Origin of the sequence: Chryseobacterium sp. GVT01B, assembly GCF_019970045.1 — a bacterium.
Lineage (GTDB): Bacteria > Bacteroidota > Bacteroidia > Flavobacteriales > Weeksellaceae > Chryseobacterium.
The window spans coordinates 566,327-587,539 of sequence record NZ_JAHXYI010000003.1; the positions used below are offsets into that span (position 1 = coordinate 566,327).

Annotated in this window: 15 protein-coding genes; 14 read left to right on the plus strand and 1 reads right to left on the minus strand. The window is 37.3% G+C overall.

Going from position 1 to position 21,213, the window contains the following annotated elements:
- Positions 1 to 28: 28 nt before the first annotated feature.
- The 14 genes from LC457_RS09250 to LC457_RS09315 all read left to right on the plus strand — a co-directional run bounded on the left by LC457_RS09250 (position 29) and on the right by LC457_RS09315 (position 20,210).
- Entirely contained in the window at positions 29 to 460 is a 432-nt protein-coding gene (locus LC457_RS09250) for a phage tail protein (RefSeq protein ID WP_047378138.1), read from the plus strand.
- Between the two features lie 24 nt (positions 461 to 484).
- Complete coding sequence (locus LC457_RS09255; RefSeq protein WP_223599584.1) at positions 485 to 1,858, plus strand: phage tail sheath C-terminal domain-containing protein; 1,374 nt, start codon at positions 485 to 487, stop codon at positions 1,856 to 1,858.
- A 34-nt stretch (positions 1,859 to 1,892) separates the two neighbouring features.
- The gene (locus LC457_RS09260; protein ID WP_047378138.1) at positions 1,893 to 2,324 is read left to right on the plus strand and encodes a phage tail protein; all 432 of its coding nucleotides are present in this window, start codon (positions 1,893 to 1,895) and stop codon (positions 2,322 to 2,324) included.
- Between the two features lie 2 nt (positions 2,325 to 2,326).
- A complete protein-coding gene (locus LC457_RS09265; RefSeq protein WP_047388278.1) occupies positions 2,327 to 2,794 on the plus strand; it encodes a phage tail protein in 468 nt (155 codons plus the stop codon).
- Between the two features lie 202 nt (positions 2,795 to 2,996).
- Positions 2,997 to 3,158: a DUF5908 family protein gene (locus tag LC457_RS09270; RefSeq protein ID WP_223599585.1), complete on the plus strand. Its 162-nt coding sequence runs from the start codon at positions 2,997 to 2,999 to the stop codon at positions 3,156 to 3,158.
- Positions 3,158 to 3,877, plus strand: a complete 720-nt coding sequence (locus LC457_RS09275) for a LysM peptidoglycan-binding domain-containing protein (RefSeq protein WP_223599586.1) — start codon at positions 3,158 to 3,160, stop codon at positions 3,875 to 3,877. The genes LC457_RS09270 and LC457_RS09275 overlap by 1 nt, the downstream gene beginning before the upstream one ends.
- A gap of 1 nt (position 3,878) precedes the next feature.
- Positions 3,879 to 5,624: a type VI secretion system tip protein VgrG gene (gene vgrG, locus LC457_RS09280; RefSeq protein WP_223599587.1), complete on the plus strand. Its 1,746-nt coding sequence runs from the start codon at positions 3,879 to 3,881 to the stop codon at positions 5,622 to 5,624.
- 2 nt (positions 5,625 to 5,626) lie between these two features.
- Positions 5,627 to 5,917, plus strand: a complete 291-nt coding sequence (locus LC457_RS09285; protein ID WP_047421512.1) for a PAAR domain-containing protein — start codon at positions 5,627 to 5,629, stop codon at positions 5,915 to 5,917.
- Between the two features lie 156 nt (positions 5,918 to 6,073).
- The gene (locus LC457_RS09290) at positions 6,074 to 6,484 is read left to right on the plus strand and encodes a GPW/gp25 family protein (protein ID WP_047421513.1); all 411 of its coding nucleotides are present in this window, start codon (positions 6,074 to 6,076) and stop codon (positions 6,482 to 6,484) included.
- Positions 6,485 to 6,573: 89 nt separating this feature from the next.
- Positions 6,574 to 9,624 carry a baseplate J/gp47 family protein gene (locus tag LC457_RS09295; protein ID WP_223599588.1) on the plus strand — a complete coding sequence of 1,017 codons (3,051 nt, stop codon included), beginning with the start codon at positions 6,574 to 6,576 and terminating at the stop codon, positions 9,622 to 9,624.
- Between the two features lie 24 nt (positions 9,625 to 9,648).
- On the plus strand, positions 9,649 to 12,492 hold the full coding sequence (locus LC457_RS09300; protein ID WP_223599589.1) for a hypothetical protein: 2,844 nt from the start codon (positions 9,649 to 9,651) through the stop codon (positions 12,490 to 12,492).
- A complete protein-coding gene (locus tag LC457_RS09305; protein ID WP_223599590.1) occupies positions 12,492 to 15,494 on the plus strand; it encodes a PKD domain-containing protein in 3,003 nt (1,000 codons plus the stop codon). The genes LC457_RS09300 and LC457_RS09305 overlap by 1 nt, the downstream gene beginning before the upstream one ends.
- Before the next feature lie 85 nt (positions 15,495 to 15,579).
- Positions 15,580 to 19,191 carry a hypothetical protein gene (locus LC457_RS09310; protein ID WP_223599591.1) on the plus strand — a complete coding sequence of 1,204 codons (3,612 nt, stop codon included), beginning with the start codon at positions 15,580 to 15,582 and terminating at the stop codon, positions 19,189 to 19,191.
- Positions 19,192 to 19,295: 104 nt separating this feature from the next.
- The gene (locus tag LC457_RS09315) at positions 19,296 to 20,210 is read left to right on the plus strand and encodes a hypothetical protein (protein WP_223599592.1); all 915 of its coding nucleotides are present in this window, start codon (positions 19,296 to 19,298) and stop codon (positions 20,208 to 20,210) included.
- Between the two features lie 74 nt (positions 20,211 to 20,284).
- On the opposite strand, the gene LC457_RS09320 is transcribed toward LC457_RS09315, so the two are convergent.
- Positions 20,285 to 20,947, minus strand: a complete 663-nt coding sequence (locus LC457_RS09320; protein WP_047421519.1) for a S24 family peptidase — start codon at positions 20,945 to 20,947, stop codon at positions 20,285 to 20,287.
- Positions 20,948 to 21,213: the final 266 nt, after the last annotated feature.

Here is a 21,213-nt window from a genome sequence, read left to right on the forward strand (position 1 = left end):
TAAATAACAATAAAATTAAAAATAAATTATGAGTACATATCCATTAGTAAAGTTTGCCTTTGAAGTAGATTGGGGCGGAACAAAAGTAGGTTTTCAGGAAGTCAGCGGATTAAATGTTGAAGCAGCTTTAATTGAGTACAGACACGGTGCAAGCCCTGATTTTAGTAAGATTAAAATGCCTGGAATGAAAAGTTTCAGTAACATCACTTTAAAGAGAGGAACTTTCAAAACAGATAATGAATATTTCGACTGGTTCCAAAGCATTCAGTTAAGTACAGTGGAGCGCAGATCTATTACCATCTCTCTTTTAGATGAAACAGGAGCGCCTGCAGTAACCTGGAAAGTGAAAAATGCATTCCCTCTTAAATTACAGTCAACAGATCTGAAAGCTGAAGGTAATGAGGTGGCTATCGAAACCTTAGAAATTGCACACGAAGGATTAACTATTGAAAATAACTAACATTAACTTTAAAATTTACAAAAAATGAATTACAAAACACCTGGAGTTTACGTAGAAGAAATTGCGAAATTCCCACCATCTGTAGCGCAAGTAGAAACAGCTATTCCTGCTTTTATCGGACACACAGATAAAGGACCAAGAAATGAACCGACAAGAATCTCTTCTATGTTGGAATACGAAACAATTTTCGGAGGAGCAAAAGATGAAAAAACAGCGTTCTCTGTTACGATTGAAGATACTGTTGTAACTGCAAAAGTAGACAACACCAAGCTAAGCCCTTATAAAATGCATTATGCTATGCAAATGTATTTTGCTAACGGTGGCGGACCTTGCTATATTGTGTCAGTAGATAACTATGAAAAGACTCCTGCCTTAGGAACAGAAACAGTTGCCGGCGGTTTATGGTTCGGGTTAAAATCATTGGAAAAAGAAGATGAGCCAACACTTATTGTTTTCCCGGATGCGGAAGTTTTAGGAGCAGATGCTTACAAACTATACAATAAAGCTTTGGATCAGGCAGAAGATTTGAAAGACAGATTTGTTATTATGGATGTTTTTGCAGATGCTGCTGCTTTCAGAGCGGGAGTAGATGCTGCAGGATTAAAATATGGAGCTGCCTATTATCCAAAATTAGAAACAGTGTTAAGCTATAGCTTTGACGATAAAGATGTTAAAATCGAAAGCTATAAAGAATTAAATGCTGCGGGAGCGCTTGTAGATGTTACAATGCCTCAAAATGAAAACAACTTAGCATGGTTGAAATCAAAAAGTTCCGCGCTGTATAATCAAGCTAAAAAGGAGATTGAATCTAAAAGAGTAGTATTGACTCCATCATCATCTATTGCCGGAATTTATGCCAAAGTAGACAGCACTTCAGGAGTATGGAAAGCACCGGCTAACTTAGCAATCAGCAACGTACTGGCACCTGTTGTAAAAATTTCCAATGAAGTGCAGGATGGTCTTAACGTAGATGCAGTAGCAGGAAAATCAATCAACGCGATCAGAACTTTTACAGGAAAAGGAACATTAGTTTGGGGCGCAAGAACATTAGACGGGAACAGTAACGAATGGAGGTATGTACCTGTACGTCGTTTCTTCAACATGGTAGAAGAATCTGTGAAGAAAGCAACAGAACGTTTCGTTTTTGAACCGAATACTGCCAATACATGGGTTCGTGTACAGGCCATGATCGAGAATTTCCTTGATCAGCAGTGGAGAGACGGTGCATTAGCAGGGAGCAAGCCGGAAGAAGCTTATTACGTAAGCGTTGGTTTGCACAAAACAATGTCGGCTCAGGATATCTTAGAAGGAAGAATGATTATTGAAGTCGGAATGGCTGCAGTACGTCCTGCTGAATTTATCGTACTACGTTTTTCACACAAATTACAGGAAGCATAAGCTAAATTAAATAACAACTAAAAATAAATACATTATGAGTACATATCCATTAGTAAAGTTTGCCTTTGAAGTAGATTGGGGCGGAACAAAAGTAGGTTTTCAGGAAGTCAGCGGATTAAATGTTGAAGCAGCTTTAATTGAGTACAGACACGGTGCAAGCCCTGATTTTAGTAAGATTAAAATGCCTGGAATGAAAAGTTTCAGTAACATTACTTTAAAAAGAGGAACTTTCAAAACAGATAACGAATATTTCGACTGGTTCCAGAGTATTCAGCTAAGTACAGTAGAGCGCAGATCTATCACGATCTCCCTTTTAGATGAAACAGGAGCGCCTGCAGTAACCTGGAAAGTGAAAAATGCATTCCCTCTTAAATTACAGTCAACGGATCTGAAAGCTGAAGGTAATGAGGTGGCTATTGAAACGCTTGAAATTGCACACGAAGGATTAACTATTGAAAATAACTAATCATGGCAGTTTTATATCCTCCAACCAGTTTCTCTTTTATTGTTAACGGGATTTCAACAACAGAGGGTATTGACTCCAGATTTCAATCTATATCTGGTTTATCAACAGAAATTGGAACTGAAGAATATGCCGAAGGAGGCGAAAACAGGTTTACACACCAACTTCCTTTGAGGCCCAAATATCCTAATCTGGTTCTTAAGCGTGGGTTAATCGTAAGTTCCGGATTGATAAGCTGGTGCAGAAATGCGATGGAAAACTTCCAGTTTGAACCCAGAGACCTGATCATTACTCTTTCAGGAGGAATTCAGTCTACAGCACCCTTAATGGTTTGGAATGTAGTTGGAGCATACCCAGTAAGATGGGAAGTATCAGAATTCAACGCAGAAGAAAGCAAACTTGCTATTGAAACAATAGAACTGAAATATAGATATTTCACAATACCCTCATCGTTAGCAAGCTTAGGCTTGTAATTTCTAAATCAAATCTAAGCACCTGAACGTGTGTTAGTTTAAAGATAAATTTTACCCAAATCTTTTTTCATAAAAAACAACAGATTGGTCTATAACAGAGACTGAACACACCCTTCATGTGCTTAGATTTTTAAAAATAAACATGTTAAATCATTGGTTATTAGTGTTTTGAATATTAATGATCGATTAAAAAACAAACGAAATGCCAATAGAAATAAAAGAGCTTCACATTAAAATAAATGTGGACGAAAAAGCAGCAGCTGCAACGACTGCCGCATCGGTAGATGAGGCACTGCTTATGCGTGCAATCAGTGAAAGTGTAGAGCAGGCAGCAAAGATAGAACAACGTAAAAAAGAAAGATAATGAGAGGAGCAATTCAAAAACTGACTATCGGAACATACAAAGATTCTGATTATGAAAAAAGAATTCAGAATGGCGCTTTTAAAGCTTTTATTAATCCTACAGGGTATTCTGTAACCTATAAAACGGAGCTTGAACCCGGTCAGGCACCAGGAACAGCTAAAACCGATTTAAAATATGTAGCGTCGCCTTCAACTGATTTGCAATTAGAATTTCTATTTGATGGGACAGGAGTCACAGAAGCGAATTCCGGTATTAAGCTTATCAATAAAATTAAAGGTAAGGCTTTTAAAAAGACATCTGTAAAAGATCAGGTTGATGCTTTTTATAAGGCTACAGGCCAGGTTTCAGGTCCTATACATAAACCTTATAACGTTATTCTTAATTGGGGAGACTTTGAATTTAAAGGAGTACTGGCAGAATTTACTGTAGAATATAAATTGTTTGACAATGAAGGACAGCCTTTAAGAGCTATAGGAAAAGCAAAATTCAGTGAATCAATAAGTCCCAAGTTAGAAGCAGCAGAAAAAAAACAGAGTTCTCCCGATCTTACCCATAAAAGAACAGTACAAGCAGGAGATACACTGCCATTAATGACTGAAAGAATTTACGGAGACTCCAAATACTATCTGGAGGTAGCCAAAGTGAATAACCTTGTTAATTTCAGACAGCTAAAACCAGGACAGGAATTATTCTTTCCGCCATTAGAAAAAGTTTCATAATATGAATAATAGCGGATACATACAAACAGCAAAAAATCCAGATTTAGTCACCCATAAGGTGATGTCTGGAGGAACAGAACTGCCGGGGAAGTACGGGGTGAAAAGCATTGTCGTGGAAAAAGAAGTCAACAGAATTCCTTATGCCCGCATTGTTATTTTAGACGGAAGCGTACCGGAGCAGGATTTCAAGCTCAGTAATGAAGATCTGTTAATTCCCGGAAAAGAAATTGAGATTACCGCCGGATACCATTCCGAAGAGGAAACCATCTTTAAAGGAGTTGTGGTAAAGCACAACATAAAAATCAGAAACGGTTCTTCTTACCTCATCATAGAATGCAGAGATAAGGCTGTAAAAATGACCTTAGGAAGAAAAAGTAAGTACTTCTACGAAAGTACAGACAGTGATGTCATGGAAGAACTCATCAGTAATAACGGGCTTACTGCCGATGTGGAAGCTACTTCAAACTCACACAAGGAATTGGTGCAGTATCAGGCTTCTGATTGGGATTTTATGCTAACAAGAGCGCAGGCAAACGGTAAACTTTGTTTCGTTGAAGATGGAACTATTAAAATTACTAAACCTGATTTTAGTGGTGAAACTGTAGAAACAGTGGTTTATGGATCATCTGTACACGAGTTTGATGGAGAAATTGATGCCAGAGACCAGTTCAGTAAAATTACTGCCAAAACATGGAGCTATACCGATCAGGAACTGACAGAAGTGGAAGCTAAAGATCCGGCGATTAACCTCAATGGAAACCTTTCATCAGGTGATTTGGCAGATGTCTTCGGAATTGAAGACCTGCAGCTTAAACATGGTGGAAATCTTACTCAAAGTGAGCTGCAGGAATGGAGTGATGCCAAAGCAACTTTCCAGCAACTGGCTAAAACAAGAGGAAGAGTACAATTTCAGGGAATCCCGGATGCCAAACCAGGAGTTTCGTTAACACTAGAGGGAGTAGGAAACCGATTCAACGGGAAAATATACGTAACCGGTGTCCGTCATGAAATCGCCGAAGGAAACTGGCTGGTGGATGCTCAATTCGGACTTTCTCCAACATGGTTCTCAGAAACCTATGATGTAAGCGAAAAGCCAGGCGCAGGAATTATGCCTGCCATAAGCGGATTGCATGTAGGAGTAGTATCACAACTGGAATCTGATCCTGACGGAGAAGACAGAATTCTGGTACAGATTCCTATCATTAATAGCGAGGAAGAAGGAATCTGGGCACGTATTGCCACCCTGGATGCCGGTGAAAACAGAGGATCATTCTTCAGACCGGAAATCGGAGATGAGGTGATCATCGGATTTATTAATGATGATCCTAATGATGCCGTTGTACTTGGAATGTTGAACAGCAGTGCAAAACCAGCTCCTATTGTAGCTTCAGATGATAATCACGAAAAAGGATTTGTTACCCGAAGCGAAATGAAAATGATTTTTAATGACGACAAAATTTCGTACACACTGGAAACACCAAAAGGTAAAAAAGTGATTGTAGACGAAGATGCCGATGTCATTACAATAAAAGATGAGCATTCTAATACTCTTACCCTTAATAAAGACGGTATCAGTATGGAAAGCGGAAAAGACATTAAAATCAAAGCAAAAGGAGACATTAATATGGAAGGAACCAATATCAATGTAAAAGCAAGTGCTCAATTCAAAGCAGAAGGCAGTTCCGGCTCAGAGCTTAAATCAGGAGCAGTAACAGTAGTAAAAGGATCTCAAGTTAAAATTAATTAATCATGAAACCGGCAGCAAGAATTACAGATATGCATACCTGTCCTATGGTAACGGGAAATGTTCCCCATGTAGGAGGGCCTATAATGCCGGCAGGAGAACCCACAGTGCTTATCGGCGGAATGCCTGCAGCAAGACAGGGAGACAAAGCAGTATGTACCGGGCCACCGGATACCATTGCGTCAGGATCTTCAAGTGTTTTGATAGGTGGGAAACCTGCCGCAAGAATGGGCGATTCTACCGCTCATGGAGGGGTGATAACCGCAGGGGAAGCTACTGTTTTAATAGGCGGATAATATTGAAGGCGGCTTTTAACACAATCATAAGCTCCCCTATAGATAAGCTCCGACTAAAAGTAAAAATGTAGAACATCAATAACAAAAACGGTTAGAATAACCAAAACTCTATGCTACAGATGCAGGATGTGAACATTCAATATAACAAATTAACGTATGAAAATAAATACAGATTTTTTAGGAACAGGCTGGAGTTTTCCGCCTGAGTTTAACGAAACTGAAGGAAAACTGGCCATGACCACAGATGTGGAAGACATCAATAACAGCCTTAAGATTTTATTGTCAACACGCCCTGGCGAACGTGTCATGTTCCCAAATTACGGGTGTGACTTGCAGGATATGCTCTTTAAACCTCTGGACTTAACGCTGATTACCCAAATGAAAGGAATCGTGGAGCGTGCTATTTTATATCATGAACCCAGAATCAATATTCTAAGTATCGAAATTGATACTCAGGAAGAGCTTCAGGGAGAAGTTTTGATACAGGTTGACTACGAAGTAAGAAATACTAATACAAGAAGCAATATGGTTTTCCCTTTTTACAAAGGAGAAGCTACCGAAATATAATGAATTACGGGATGTCTGTAGCCATTTTGAATACTACCAAACACTACAATAAGTATTGCATCTGACCATAGAAAGATAAATATAAACAAATGAAAAAAACAGATACATTTTCACATTATCGTGAAGGAAAATCACAAATGCAGCGCTTTTTAGCAGAATTAGATCCTGGGAATCTTGAGTTACACGATTTCGATTTGTTTGACTGGCTATTATTCGCAAACAATTTTGCAAGTCATGTAAACTATTTTGACAAAGATGATAATACGGCACCAAAAGGAAAATGGGGAAACTTCTTCCTAGGTGATGATGCCAACGCTATCCCACGTAGAGAAAGCGTTGAGTATAAAAGTATGAAAAAACAGGTTACAGATCTTATGTCCCAGTTTGAACAGGATAGCAGCCTTACCCCTCATCTGACATTATTTGTCTGCTTCTTAAAATTATTGGATTTCTCAAAAAAAGCTTTCAATAATCTGACGAAAAGACACCTGGATTTCTATTATAACGAAATTCTTCAAATTGAGAAAAATGATGCCAAATCAGACAAAGTCTATGTGATCTTTGAACTCGCCAAAAAAGCGATTCAGGAAAAAATTCCGGCCGGTACATTGCTGGATGGGAATAAAGACACTGACGGAAAGAAACGAATCTACAAAACAGGTGATGAAATTATTGCCAATCAGGCAAAAGTAGTTGAGATCAAAAGTTTCTTAAATGATGCTGAAAAGAGAGAGCTGAAAATGGCTTCGGTGGCCAATTCTGCCGATGGTTTGGGAGATAAATTACCGGAAGACAGCAACTATTGGTGGCCGTTTGGATATAATTCTGATGAAACCGTTTCCAATAAATCGATTTATAAGGAACTTCCAAAAGCCAAACTGGGTTTTTCCATAGCATCCTCATTACTTGATTTAAAAGAAGGAGAACGTACCATTACTCTTAAGATCGATTTTAATAAGAACTCAACCCAGAAATTACAGAGCCTTTCAAAAACAGAGATTAAAAATAATATCAAAGTGCTTTGCAGCGGGGAGAAAGAATGGTTATCAGGTGCTGATTTAACATGTATTAAAAACGAAGAAGAAAGATTAGAACTTTCTATTACATTACAAAAAGAGTTCCCGGCCGTTGTAAAATACAATAAAGAAGTGCTGGCAGAAACATTTCAAACCAGCTTTCCTGTGGTAAGATTGATGATTGAAGGAGAAAAATACTACGATATGTATGAAGCTCTTTCAGAAAAATTAATAAAGAACATAGAAATAGCAGTTGATGTAAAAGGAGTAAAATCTATTCAGCTAGAAAATGACAACGGGGCATTAAATTCAGAAAAGCCTTATTATCCTTTCACCGCACAACCTGTTAAAGGATCTAATTTTTATATCAGATGTCCTGAAATGTTTTCCAAAAAATGGCAGAATGCAGACATTACGATCAACTGGAAGAATGCTCCGGATTCTGTAAAAGATTTATACAGCGGATATGTTATTCAGCCAAATCAGAATATAAGTTTAACCGATTTTGAGGCCTTAAAAAGCTCTTCAATCGTAGGTTCTGACGCTTACTTTAAAGCAGATGTTGCCTTGCTGGATAAAGAAATCTGGTATGAGAAGGCTAATGATATTGATGTATTCACGAAAGAAAAAGATGCGTATAAAATCCGGTTTTCTGTAAATAATGCAAGTAATAAAGCAGGAACAAGTGAGACGATCAGAGTAACACTGAACCAGTCGTCATTACAGGATGTATATCCTAAACTGTATACATTGGCATTATCAAGTAATCCGACCTTTAAAAAACTTATTCCCAATGAGCCATATATTCCTTTTGCGGAAGATATAGAGTTGAATTACAGTGCAAAAGAGAATGTATATTCTTACCTGGAAAAAGAATCTGCAGGAGAAGCTTCAAAAAATAAAGAAGTACAGCTGTACCACGAAGACGTATTCGGTCAATACGAAAAAGAAGTCGAAACCAACAGCATTGTACCGGTACACCAAAATGGAGGTGAACTGTACATCGGTCTGGAAGCAATGCCTCAGACCACAGTTTCACTATTAATTCAAATGCTGGAAGGAAGTGAAAACCCTCTGGTGGATACTTTCCTGGAAAAAGAATTTATAGAATGGCATATCCTTTCAAACAATTCATGGATGAGTTTGTCGGATTATATGCTGCAGAACGAGACCAGAAAATTCCTGGAATCAGGGATAATCAAGTTCAAAGTGCCTAAGGATGTTGACAAAAGCCACACAAGATTTACCGACGGATTAGTCTGGATCAGAGCCAAATCACAAAGAAGCTACGATGCAGTATGCAAAATCCAGGGAATTTATACTCAGGCTGTTTTAGCAACATTCCAGAATCAGGACAATGATCTGTCTCATCTCAATAACGGATTGGAGGCAAAAACCATTGCTAAGCTGATCTCCAGAGTTCCTCAGGTAAAATCTGTCAGCCAGCCTTATAACTCGTTTGACGGGAAATACAAAGAAACAGATACCGAGTTTTACAGACGTGTGAGTGAACGATTAAGACACAAGCACAGAGCTATTACACAATGGGATTACGAACATTTGGTATTACAGGAATTCCCGGAAGTCTTTAAGGTAAAATGTTTAAATCATACTTCTGAAACGTCCTATATGGCTCCTGGTCATGTAACCCTGATGGTGGTTCCGAATATTAAAAATAAAAATGCTTTTGACGTCTATCAGCCCAGAGTAAGCAGAGCCTCTTTGAATAAAATTCAAAACTATGTAAATGAATTAAATACAATGCATGTGACCGCTCAGGTGATTAATCCCAATTATAAAGAAGCAAAAGTAGAAACAAAGGTCAGGTTCTTTGAGCAGTATGACGAAACATTCTACATCAAACAGCTGGACGAAGATATTAAAAAATACATATCGCCATGGGCTTTTACAGACTCTGAAAATATTGATTTTAATGTAGAGTTGAATGTTAATCAATTGGTTAACTATCTGGAGCAGCTGCATTATGTAGATTACATTGATGATATTAAAATCCTGGTGAATAATATTCCACAAAGGAAATCTTTAATCGAAGTAGATCCAAAATCAATTCTGGTATCTGCCAAGCAGCACAATGTCACTATTACAGAACAGGTATGTATTTAATAATAAATAAGAAGAAACATAATCATGTCAGAAAATAAACATATTAGTATATCAAAAAATATAGAAACCGGAGATCAGACAGATTTTCATTTTCTACGCAAAACAGGGATTGAATACATAGAAAAGTTAGGAGGAAAACTCTGGACCGATTATAACTCTCATGATCCCGGGATCACCACTTTGGAAGTTCTAAGCTATGCCATAACAGATCTTGGGATGAGGATGAACCTGAACATGGAAGATATCTTAGCATCTGATGATGTAAAAACAGACATTCATACTCAGTTTTTAAACGCTGCAGAAATTTTACCGTCAAGACCTTTAAACGAGCTGGATTACAGAAAGCTGTTCATAGATATCAACATGGCAGGAAGTCTTATAAGACCGATCCGTAACTGTTGGTTAGTTCCTAAAAATGAAAAATTATACGTTGATTGTAAAACCGGGGATTTAGACTTTAAACCTATCGGAGATAAAACAGAAAGCTTTACCGTAAAAGGATTGTATGACCTTTATGTAGATTATGCTGAAGATATTGATACAGATGGAATAGGGTGTGAAAAATCTAATGTTAATATCAAAATATTAGACAGTTACCACGCCAACAGAAGCCTTTGTGAAGATCTGGCAGAAATTAAAGAAGTTGAAATCCAGAAAGTGGCAGTATGTGCCCGTATCGGACTTGTCAGCAAAGCAGATGAAGAGCTGGTGCATGCCAAAGTAATCAGAGCTATCAATAATTATCTGTCTCCGGAAGTTCATTTTTATTCACTGAAGCAAATGCTTGATAAAGGTCTTACGACAGATCAGATCTTTGAAGGACCTCTTTTGGATAACGGCTTTATTGATACCGAAGAGCTTAAAAACAGCCAGTTAAGAACAGAAGTTCGTCTTTCTGATATTATCAGTGAAATCATGAAGATTGAAGGGGTTAAAGAAATTCATGACGTTTCTATTGCAGGCTGTGATAATATCATCAAACAGAATAACGATTGGCTGATCTGTATTGAAAAGGGCAGAAAACCGGAACTGTGCGAGCTGAGTTCATTCAGTTACAGTAAAGGATCTCTTCCATTAAATATCAATGACAAAAAGGTTCAGGATTACCTGGAGACTCTTAAAAGAGAAGAAGAAGTACTTAGAGATGATGCAAGACAGAATAAAGAATTGGCTTTACCAAAGGGAACTTCATATGATATTGCGAACTACGCTACTATTCTGAATGAATTCCCGGATACCTATGGAGTAGGAGAATCAGGAATTATCGGAAATCAATCTCCGGAAAGAGAAGCTCTGGCCAAACAGATGAAAGGGTATTTACTGTTTTTTGATCAGATCCTTGCCGGATATTTCAAACACCTTGAAAAAATAAAAGAAATATTGAGCATCAATGGTAAGTTAAAAAGAACCTTTTTTACACAGACTCTTAAAAATATTAAAGGCTTTGATGAACTGGTTTCTGACTATGATACAGAAAATGAAGATCAGCTTACAGATTCATTGTATAAAGAGTTGGATAACAGTGTGGAACGCCGAAATGAAGTGTTGGACCATCTGATCTCCCGTTTTGCTGAAACATTCAGCGACTATACCTTCTTGATGAAATCACTGTATGGAAAATCTACCGATGAAATTGTTTTAGGCAATAAAGAAAACTTCTTAAAAGAGTATTCTTCATTAAGTAAGGACAGAGGATTAGGCTATAATTATACCCTGATCGGAGATTCAGATCTGTGGAATACCAGTAATATTTCCGGTGTTCAGAAAAGAATTGCCCGTTTGCTGGGAATTAAAGATTATACCCAGAGAAACTTATCCCAGTCGCCGGTATCCATCATTGAAACAATAGACAATGCAGGTAAAAAAACATATACCTGGAAAATAAAAGATATCGCTAACAATATTGTTTTATCCTCTGTAAACAGCTACACGACTGAGCATATTGCAATCAAAAATCTGAATGAAGCTATTTATCAAACCATTCAGATTGATCAGGAAGATCTTGAAAATGCATTAGCCAGACTGGATGAGAAAAAGCCGGAAGAAACATTAGAAAAACTGAAAAATTGTGAAAAGGATTACTGTTTAATTGGGAATATAAAAATCCGTGTTTCATTAGGAGGTAACTATTATTTTGAGATTCTGGATGACGAGAAAAATGTTATTGCTGTTCACAAAAAAACCAATCCTTATTCAGAATTGAAAGACCTGAAAAAAGGAATTGAAGAGACGATCAATTATTTCAAATACGAATTTACAGAAGAAGGTATTTTCCTTGTTGAGCATTTATTATTAAAGCCAACTACTAAGGATTATAAACTTATGGGAGGTATTGGCTGTATGTCTGTTGGAGGTACTTTCAGAATCATGTATGATCTTGAAGAAGAAAACCCGACAACAGATCCGATAGAATATTCGGAAGCCTTTATGTCTTCCTGTGAAGAAGGTTGTGAAACAGATGTTTTTGATCCTTATTCCTACAGAGTAAGTGTTGTCCTTCCCGGCTTTGCTTACCGTTTTCAGGATCCTGATTTCAGACGCTATGCAGAAACCGTTATCAGGCAGGAAATTCCGGCTCATATTTTAGCGAAAATCTGCTGGGTGGGAGATCGTTTGAGTGAAAAACAAACTGCTCAGAATGATTTGGCTGAATTTGAAGCAGCATTTAAAAAATACCTTTTAGATAAGTCAAGAAACAATATTCTGAATCTCGGAAACAGCATTACGGATTTATTGACCGCTCTTAGCCATTTGAATAATATCTATCGACCGGGAAGGCTTTTGGACTGCGATGCCAGTGATAGTGATATTCTGGACGGAAAAATCATATTAGGACAATCCAACTTATCAAAAAAAATTGAAAAATAATGAATACTAAATTAGACAATGTAACAACCCAATATAGAAAGTTCAACGACAATCAGGCGTTAACAGAAGGGCAATTAAACGAATTTATAGATTATTTTGAAGATCAGGACAGACTATCAAGAACCCGTCTGAGCGGCGTAGGAATTGTGTGTGGTTTTCAATCGAATTATGTGGAACTTGAAATCTCACCTACCTTAGCGGAAAAAACATCCAGACCCGGAGATAGAGATCTTGAGCTTCCCTTTGATACAATTGCAGTTACACAGGGAGCCGGTGTTACTACCGATGGAGACTTAATAACACTGCGCCAGGCAGGAAGCAAAAATTCAGAGGCTATCATTGACTTCAAGGCTAATAATTACAGATACTACAGAAATTATGTTGATGTTGTAGGATATGAGCATTTTCGTATCGGAGGTCAGCAAATTCCTCTTTTAGAATTATTTACAACACAAGAGTACAGAAAGCTGGTAGACGGAGGTGCTAATGCCGGAGATTTTAAGCCGGTACTGGATATAAGTCTTTCACTAAGTGATAAAGTTGTAATTCTGTATTTAGAAAGTTATTCCAATGATGAGAATCCATGTCAGGATGCTGATTGTGACAATAACGGAGCTGAGCAGGTTTCTAATCTTAAAGTGCTTCTTGCAGATACAGCATCTGTTTCAGAGCTTATTGCGAAAGGTGATGCAAAAGATACGATCTATAAACAACATAATTTTTATGAAAAGCTTTTTGACAGTTTACCGAACATAGAAGCCAAAAGAGTTATTCTGGATACACTCGTTAAAACAGCACCACAGCTAAAAACAAAATTTCAGGGTGCCATCAGTACTGTTGCAGAATTAAGTGACGGCTTTACTTCCATTGCAGCAACTTTTAATGTAAACATGAATCTGGGAGGACAGACACTCTTTGACAAATTGAATCCTTTACTGTCAAACACTTCTCCAGGCTTAGAAGATTATCAGTACCGATATGATTTATTAAAGGATCTGATTGATACCTATAATGAAATAAAAGGATTGATTCTGCATCTCAATGCTGAATGCTGTCCGGATATTGCTTCATTCCCTAAACACCTTATGTTGGGAAATGTCGGAGCAAAGCAGGAATTAGGAGGATATACCCCTTTACGCCACGGTTTTTATAATTCACCGGTTACGACCAGTGATGACGAGAATTATGAAAGAGTGGTAATGCTTGCCAACCGTTTTGTGCAGAAAGTCAATGGATTTCAATCCTATATCGGGCGCATTAAAATTACCCCTTCAAATCTGAATGTAAGATTGGGTAATAAAGCAATACCATATTACTATAACGTAGATAAATCCTTATTGGCGCAATGGAACTTTGAAAAAACAAAAACCGATAGGGCAGCTTATAATTTAAGCTATCACACAGCCAACTTAGCAGGAGAAGACTTTATTCAGAATCCACTGAATTATAACATTGACAATAACGATTTTTATAGAATTGAAGGTCACCTGGGAATGCCTTATAAAACAGCATTGCAAAACATCAATGATCTTAAAACCCAATACGGATTAGCTTTTGATGTCATTGCATTGGTCCTGAATAAAGGTGAAAAACCTGGTGGGGAGCCGCCAATCAGAGAAAAAACAGTATCCATAGAAGAATTGAGAAAACAGTTGGTATCTATTTCCAGCGATGTCAGCAACAGAACACTCAATTCACAAAATACTTTACTGAACATCTCTAAACTGGATGAACAGCTAAGATTGCTGAACCAGGCTGAATTTTCAAAAGAAGGATCATCCGAAGGAATTACCGTTGTAAAGCAAGATCCTAAAAAAGACGATGTTGTAAGTGAACTTTTAAGCGAATTTTTAGAAAGGAAATCAGGCTTGGAACATATGGCAGGAGTAGAACCGGGCGGAACTTTTGCGTTGATTTACTACTCGGAAGCTGAAAATCAGGTTCTTGCAGATTTTTCACTGCCTTACCTATGCTGTTCTAAAAAGGATCCTGCATTCTTATCATTACCGAAAAACAAACTGTGTCAGAAAGATGCTCCTATTGCAATGACCATTGTTCCGCTGGACGGACAGGTAAAAGCATTTGTGAATGGTACTCCGATTCCTGCAGTTACACAATCAGGAGGTCAAAGCTTCTTCGATCCTAGTCTGGTTAACGCAACTTATTTTGGACAAACGATTACATTTACCGTGAATGATGATCCAGTGGAAGCACAGATGATTGTGTATGCACAGCCAAACGTATCTGTTACTACAGGTACAGTGAGTTATGACGCTCCTACGATGGACGAAAATGCAAACAATCCGGATGCTACGGTTGAATTTAATGTTACCGGTGACTTTACAGGGGTTACATTTACCTGGAATTTTGATGATGGTACTCCAATCGTACATAATGAGGCTCCAACTAATAAAAAAGTTCATGTGTATAAGCTTGTTGCAGGACAGGAAAAAACTTTCAATCCAACACTTACAGTAACCAATGCTAATGGCTGTAGTAATGTGTACAGATTAGCTCCGCTAAAATTAAAAGGTCAGTCTACGATTGCATGTTTAAGTGGAATGAGAGTGGTTATTCAGTACAGAGACGATGTAGACCAGGGTCACGTTTGTAATGATGCTACTTTCAACTTAAAAGGAAATGATATTGTAATAGGAGGGGTCAATCCATACCCTGGCTTTATTGGAAATATCCATTTAAGTAATACAGGAGGTAATCAGGATAGAGGTAACCATAAACCAGGTACTCCTGCGCTGAGCAGATATAATGAAATTATCATTACTCAGGCTGAAGCTAAGCAAATGGCATCACAATCATTGGATGGTTTTGTAGAGTTTTCTCTTGAATGTGCTTTACCTGTTAATAACAGACCACCTACTGGTTGCCACCAGGATGTTGCTTATACGGAAATTTACTTAGCAAACGCTACAGTTCCTATTTATAAAGGATATCCAAACGGGAATTTCCTAAAAATAAACCCTTGTACAGGAGTGACAAAATAATAGTCAGATAATAACTTCATAGACAGTTTGAATTGTCTATGAAGTTTATTAAAAGACCTTAATAAATCATTAAAAATGAACAATAATGAATAATCAATTAAGTAATATAACCGTTCAATATCGAAAGTTCAGTAAAGGACAGTATCTGGAAGATCCTGATCAGTTCAATGAGTTTCTGGACTCTTTCGAAGATCAGGACCGTTTGTCCAGAGTATTGCTGCAAGGGGTAGGTGTTGTATGTGGGCTTAAGCCAAAACTTATTTATAAAAACAGACTTTTAGACAGCATAGAGCTTTCCCAGGGAGCCGCAATTACAACTGATGGAGATTTACTAACCCTGAATAATACCAGCAAGACGAGTGAAGACTTGTACATGAGTGATCTGAAGACAGTTGATCTGAAAAATAAAAACTTTACCCATTTTAAAGTATACGATAATTTTAAAGTAAAATATCCTGCATTTTACGAAGGGAACGAGCAGATTGAACTATGGGAACTGGCAACAGCTCAGGAAGCAAAATCTGATTTTCAGTCTATTAATAATCTTACAAATTTAGAAGACAAATACCTACTGCTGTATTTGGAGGATTATGAAAAAGAAGTGAAACCTTGTAGAGGCGTTGACTGTGATAATCATGGAATACAGCAGATTAGAAACCTTAAAGTATTAGTTACTACAGCAAGTGGTATCACTCACATTCTTGGAGAAGATGGTTTTTCTCTGCCTGACCCCGTAACAGGTGAGGTTAAGCCCAAAAGAAAAGATCACCTTCAGCCTCATCCTTTGTTTATAGAGGATATTTTGGAGCCTGTAAAGCAAAACCGGATTATTTTAGAGCGTTTTGTTTCAGAAAATAAGCTGAAAGTCTCTGATTTAAAAAATGTATATATCAAGGCGGTAGATAAAGCTGATTACGGGAAGAGTGTTTTTGAAAAAACAGCAGCAATCGCCAAAATTCTAGGTGTTTCAAGTGCTAGCTATGACGTGTTTAAAGCGTCAATAGACAGAGTTATTAATCAGGAAACAGGTTTTCAGTATACTTATGATGTGATAAAGGATTTGATGGATACCTATTCTGAAATTGTAGAATTACTTCCTAAAGCATTTACTAAATGTTTCCCGGATTTTGCTTCTTTTCCTAAACATATCATGCTGGGAAAACTAATATCAGATATTCAATTGGATTCCTCAAGACATCAGTTTTATAATTCTCCTGCTTTAGATGATGAAAAAGCAACTCAAAAAGTTAAAACCTTAATTAATCGTTTTAATCAGCAAGTGGGAAGTTTTGATCCTGATACTATTATTAAAAATAAAGAACGGGTTAAAATTACCCCTTCGCAAAAATTAAATCCTCTGGGCAATAAGGCAGTTCCTTTTTACTATCATGTTACAGAAGAGTTTTTAAAAACATGGAATTTTGATAAGACAAGCAATCGGTCATCTAGCAATAATCTGACATTTGATACGGATTGGGTGTTAATAGGAAATTCCGAACAAGTAAGTCCATTAAATCTCAATATAGATAACTATTCATTTTATAATATTGAAGGTCATCAGGGGATGGATTATCAAAAGGCTTTTGAACAGATAAAGGAAATCAAGGATAAGCAGCAGCTGGGATTTGATATCATGCTTTTGTCTTTAGAAGAAATAAAAGGAAATAAAGATCTGACAAAAGCTTATTTCAATGAATACGTAGAAAAGAACTCAGGATTAGAGCATAAACGAGGCGTTGAAAGAAAAGGTACTTTTATTATGGTGTATGATTCCATAAAAAATCCAAAAGTTATTGCAGACTTTTCACTTCCATACATCTGTTGTACTCCAAAAGCGATCATCAAATTAAGTTTGCCAACTTCTGTTATCTGTGCTGAATCCAGTCCTATACCTTTTACAGTATCCCCTATGAATGGAGTGATCAAAGCAAGTGTTGGTGATGGTGTGAAAATCATCAATGGGCAATATGTCTTCGATCCGAAGGCTGTGGATGCTCAGTTCTATGGCCAGGAAATTACATTTACTGTAAATGGAAAAGCTACAGATTGCAGCATTAAGGTGATTTCAGAACCGGATATTAAAGTAGAAGTTGTAGAACCTGTCATTTATCCTGGAGGAGACTCAACAGCAACAATAGTAAACATTAAAGTTTCCGGAGCAAACTTTGCAGACTATACGTACAGCTGGGATTTCCTTGGAACTGACGTTTGGGTTCCGATAAAGCCGGATGCAAATGGATTTGTGAGTTACAAGTATTACAATCTGGATCTTAAAAATATTCCGGCAATAAGAGTAAAAGTAGATGGCAGCGGATGTACCCAGGACGTTACAATAAGAGACTGGCACGATGCTCCGGTTCGTTTAAGTTTAGCAACTGATATTATTTGTTCTGTATCAGATTCTATACCTTTTATTGATCTATTCCCTACGGATGGGATTGTGAAAGCCAGTGCTGGTGCTGAAGCCAGTGTTGTGTCCGGCAATGGTAGCTATTCCTTCAATCCAAATGCAGTGAATTCTGCTTTGTATGGTCAGTACATTACATTTACTGTAAACGATAAATCAACCAACTGCCGTATTAAAGTTATTCCACCGCCAAAAGTTAATATTAATTATACTGTTGATTATCCAGCTAACGGATCAACAGAAACAACAATAAACATTGACGTTTCCGGACCCTACTTTACAGAATATATGTACGAATGGGATTTCCTGGGCACCGGACAGTTTACTCCTCCAAAACCTATAAATGGTAAGATAAGTTATAAATATTCTAATCTGGATCCGAAAAATATTCCGGTGATAGGAGTGAATGTGACTGGAGGAGGATGCTCTCAATACACGACTATAAGAGGCTGGTATGATGCTCCGGTTCAATTAAGTTTGCCGGTGAGTTCTATTTGTTCTGAATCCGGGTCTATTCCTTTTAACGTAGTACCCGGTAATGGAGTTGTAGCAGCTAGTGCTGGTGCTGAAGCTAGTGTTGTATCCGGTGCCGGGGGGTATTCCTTCAATCCGAACCTGGTGAATCCTGCATTACATGGTCAGGTAATTACCTTTACTGTAAACGGAAAACAAACCAACTGCACTATTAGGGTTATTTCAACACCGAAGGTTGGGATATCTGTTAAGTCTGTTGATTATCCGGCTGGTAATTCAAATGAAACAAAAGTAAACTTCGTTGTTTCAGGTCCAGGCTTTACAAACTATACTTACAGTGTAGATGGTAACCCGCTCTCTCAGCCGGATGCTAATGGAAATATGAGTTATACATTGATGAATGTAGATCCAAAAAATATCCCGGTGATCAATGTGAAGGTGAGTAACGGTGAATGTACTCAAACCATTACAATAAGAGATTGGTACGTTGCGATCAAAAAGATAGACTTATCAGATAGTGTAAACTGCTGTCCTGCCACTCTGCCGATTATTAAAGCTGATGCCGGAGCGAAAGACCTGAGGTTTTCTTTAGAGCTGGGGAGATTTGGACTAAAAGGATCTGGTGACGGAGCGCCGGTACTTCTATACTTCTGGAGCAAATTAGAAGGTCCGGATGTGAAGCTAATTACTGACCCTGCTAGCGGAGACCTGGTAGTTGAAGATTTAGTTGCCGGTAACTATAAGTTCCAGCTTCTGGTTAAAGATGCTAATAGTGATGCATTTAGTATTGATACAACAACTGTAACAGTGTATTGAGATTAAACCTAATCTAATATCATGGGGTGTTTTTTCTTTAAAATGATGTAAGCACCCCTTAGGTATTAATGAAAATATAATATTAACAATAAAAACATAATATAATGGCAGCAGCAAAATGTGATGTTTCATTCAAAATAGGATATGAATCTTCATTGCCACTAACAGCGGCGACTGTGACTTATTTAAATCCGCCGGGACCTACCCATGATATAAAGCAATTGGTTGCAACTGGTAATGCAATAAAGCTTAATGATATTCAAAATGATATTCAAACTCCAGGCACATACGAATTGGAAGTGAAACTGGCTGTAGGTGAAATTGTTACTAAGAGAGAGTTTTTCTTGAACGTTGGAAGGTGCAACTCTTCTTCTACTTGCTATGTTCCTAAGATCTATGATATAAAAGTGCTGGATGATGGCCAGATCGTAATGAACTACTGGGTTGATGATACCACCAATCTTGCAACATTGGAATATCAGATAGCAAAAGACCCTGACTTTACAGACATTATTTATACAAAGGTAGGTTTCAGTGATACAGCGTATACCCAATTTGAAAATATTGATATGAAAAATGGGAAAATTCCTGATAATACTAAGTTATATATAAGAATAAGAAAGTATTGTAAACCAGAGGGAATTTCGGAATGGTCAGATGCTGTTCAGTTTGATTCTAAAGAATGGAGAGGTACAGTAGAAGCCTACTGCTTGTCTGGTATAGATGATCTGAATCCAGATTCTCTTTGCAACGGGACAGACCCCGCCTGGAAAACGAAAGTAATTTTGAAACCTTCTTTACCAGATATAGGAACATTGATTTACTTGACTAATGGTATGGTTGCAACACCTACAAACATAAAAGAATTTGAGCCAAATGCACCCGAAAGCTTCAAAAGAAGTGGGATCAGATGGATAAGATTTCTAAGTTCTAATTCAGGTTTTAACCCAAGGTTAATTTATAGGGTAGATCCTGAAAATGCTACAATAATAAGTATTGAAGACAAAGTGAGCTGTTAGAATATCTTATGGTGATGATCTGAAATGCCCCAATAAAATCCTCAAGAAATTGAGGATTTTATTCACTCAGGCAATTATCTTCTGTTGTTTTTACGTCTGGTACTTATAATATTGAACAGTTTCGCAACATCCTTAAGGTGGATCTCGAAATCTTCATAATATTCATTCAGAGAATGAAGAGTGATAAGGCCTTTCTCAACATCGTGGTTTACGATTCGTTTTACTAAAATTCCTTTCTCTTTGTGAACGATTACAAAATCCCACTTATCATAATGCAGTTTACTCATCCAGTAATCCTGTCTGATGTTTCTGCATAAGATAATGTCACCTTCCAGATAACTTTCATACGATCCGTTATCCATGCTGTCTCCTTTCACTTCAAAACACATGTATTCACCTCTGTGCTCTACATCATCCGTAAAAGGAATAGTCGGTAAGCTTTCTATATATTCTTCATCAGCAAAATTACTCAGATAACCGGCTTGTGCATATTGATTCGCCAATGGAACATGCATGATCTTTAAATCTGAAAAAACAACCGGAGACGCACTGTCATCATTGAGTTCCTGTTGCTTTAATAGTAAATTGGTTACAAAGTAAGCGGTTGTTTCCGGTATTTTTCGTTCGCCTTTTTCCCAATACTGCACGGCTCTGGTGCCTACTCCTATAGATTTTGCTATATCAGCCTGCTTCATGTTTAGTTTCTTTCTGATTTCTTTGAATTCTAAATAGTTCATTTTGATATGTTTATAGTTATTTGTAAAAAAAATGAATAAAATGTTCGTTTTTTATTTTGAAAAACGAACAATGTTCGTATATTTGTTTCGTCGTTAAGATGGAACAGTACAAATGTACAAAATTATATTTAAAATTTAATATTTTTTTAATATTTTGAAATATTGTTTTTGTTTGTAATTACGTGTAATTAAGCAAGTTGAAAATTTATTTTATATATATTGTATTTAATAGATAGATATTTTTATTTTTTGCTTTATCCGGAGCA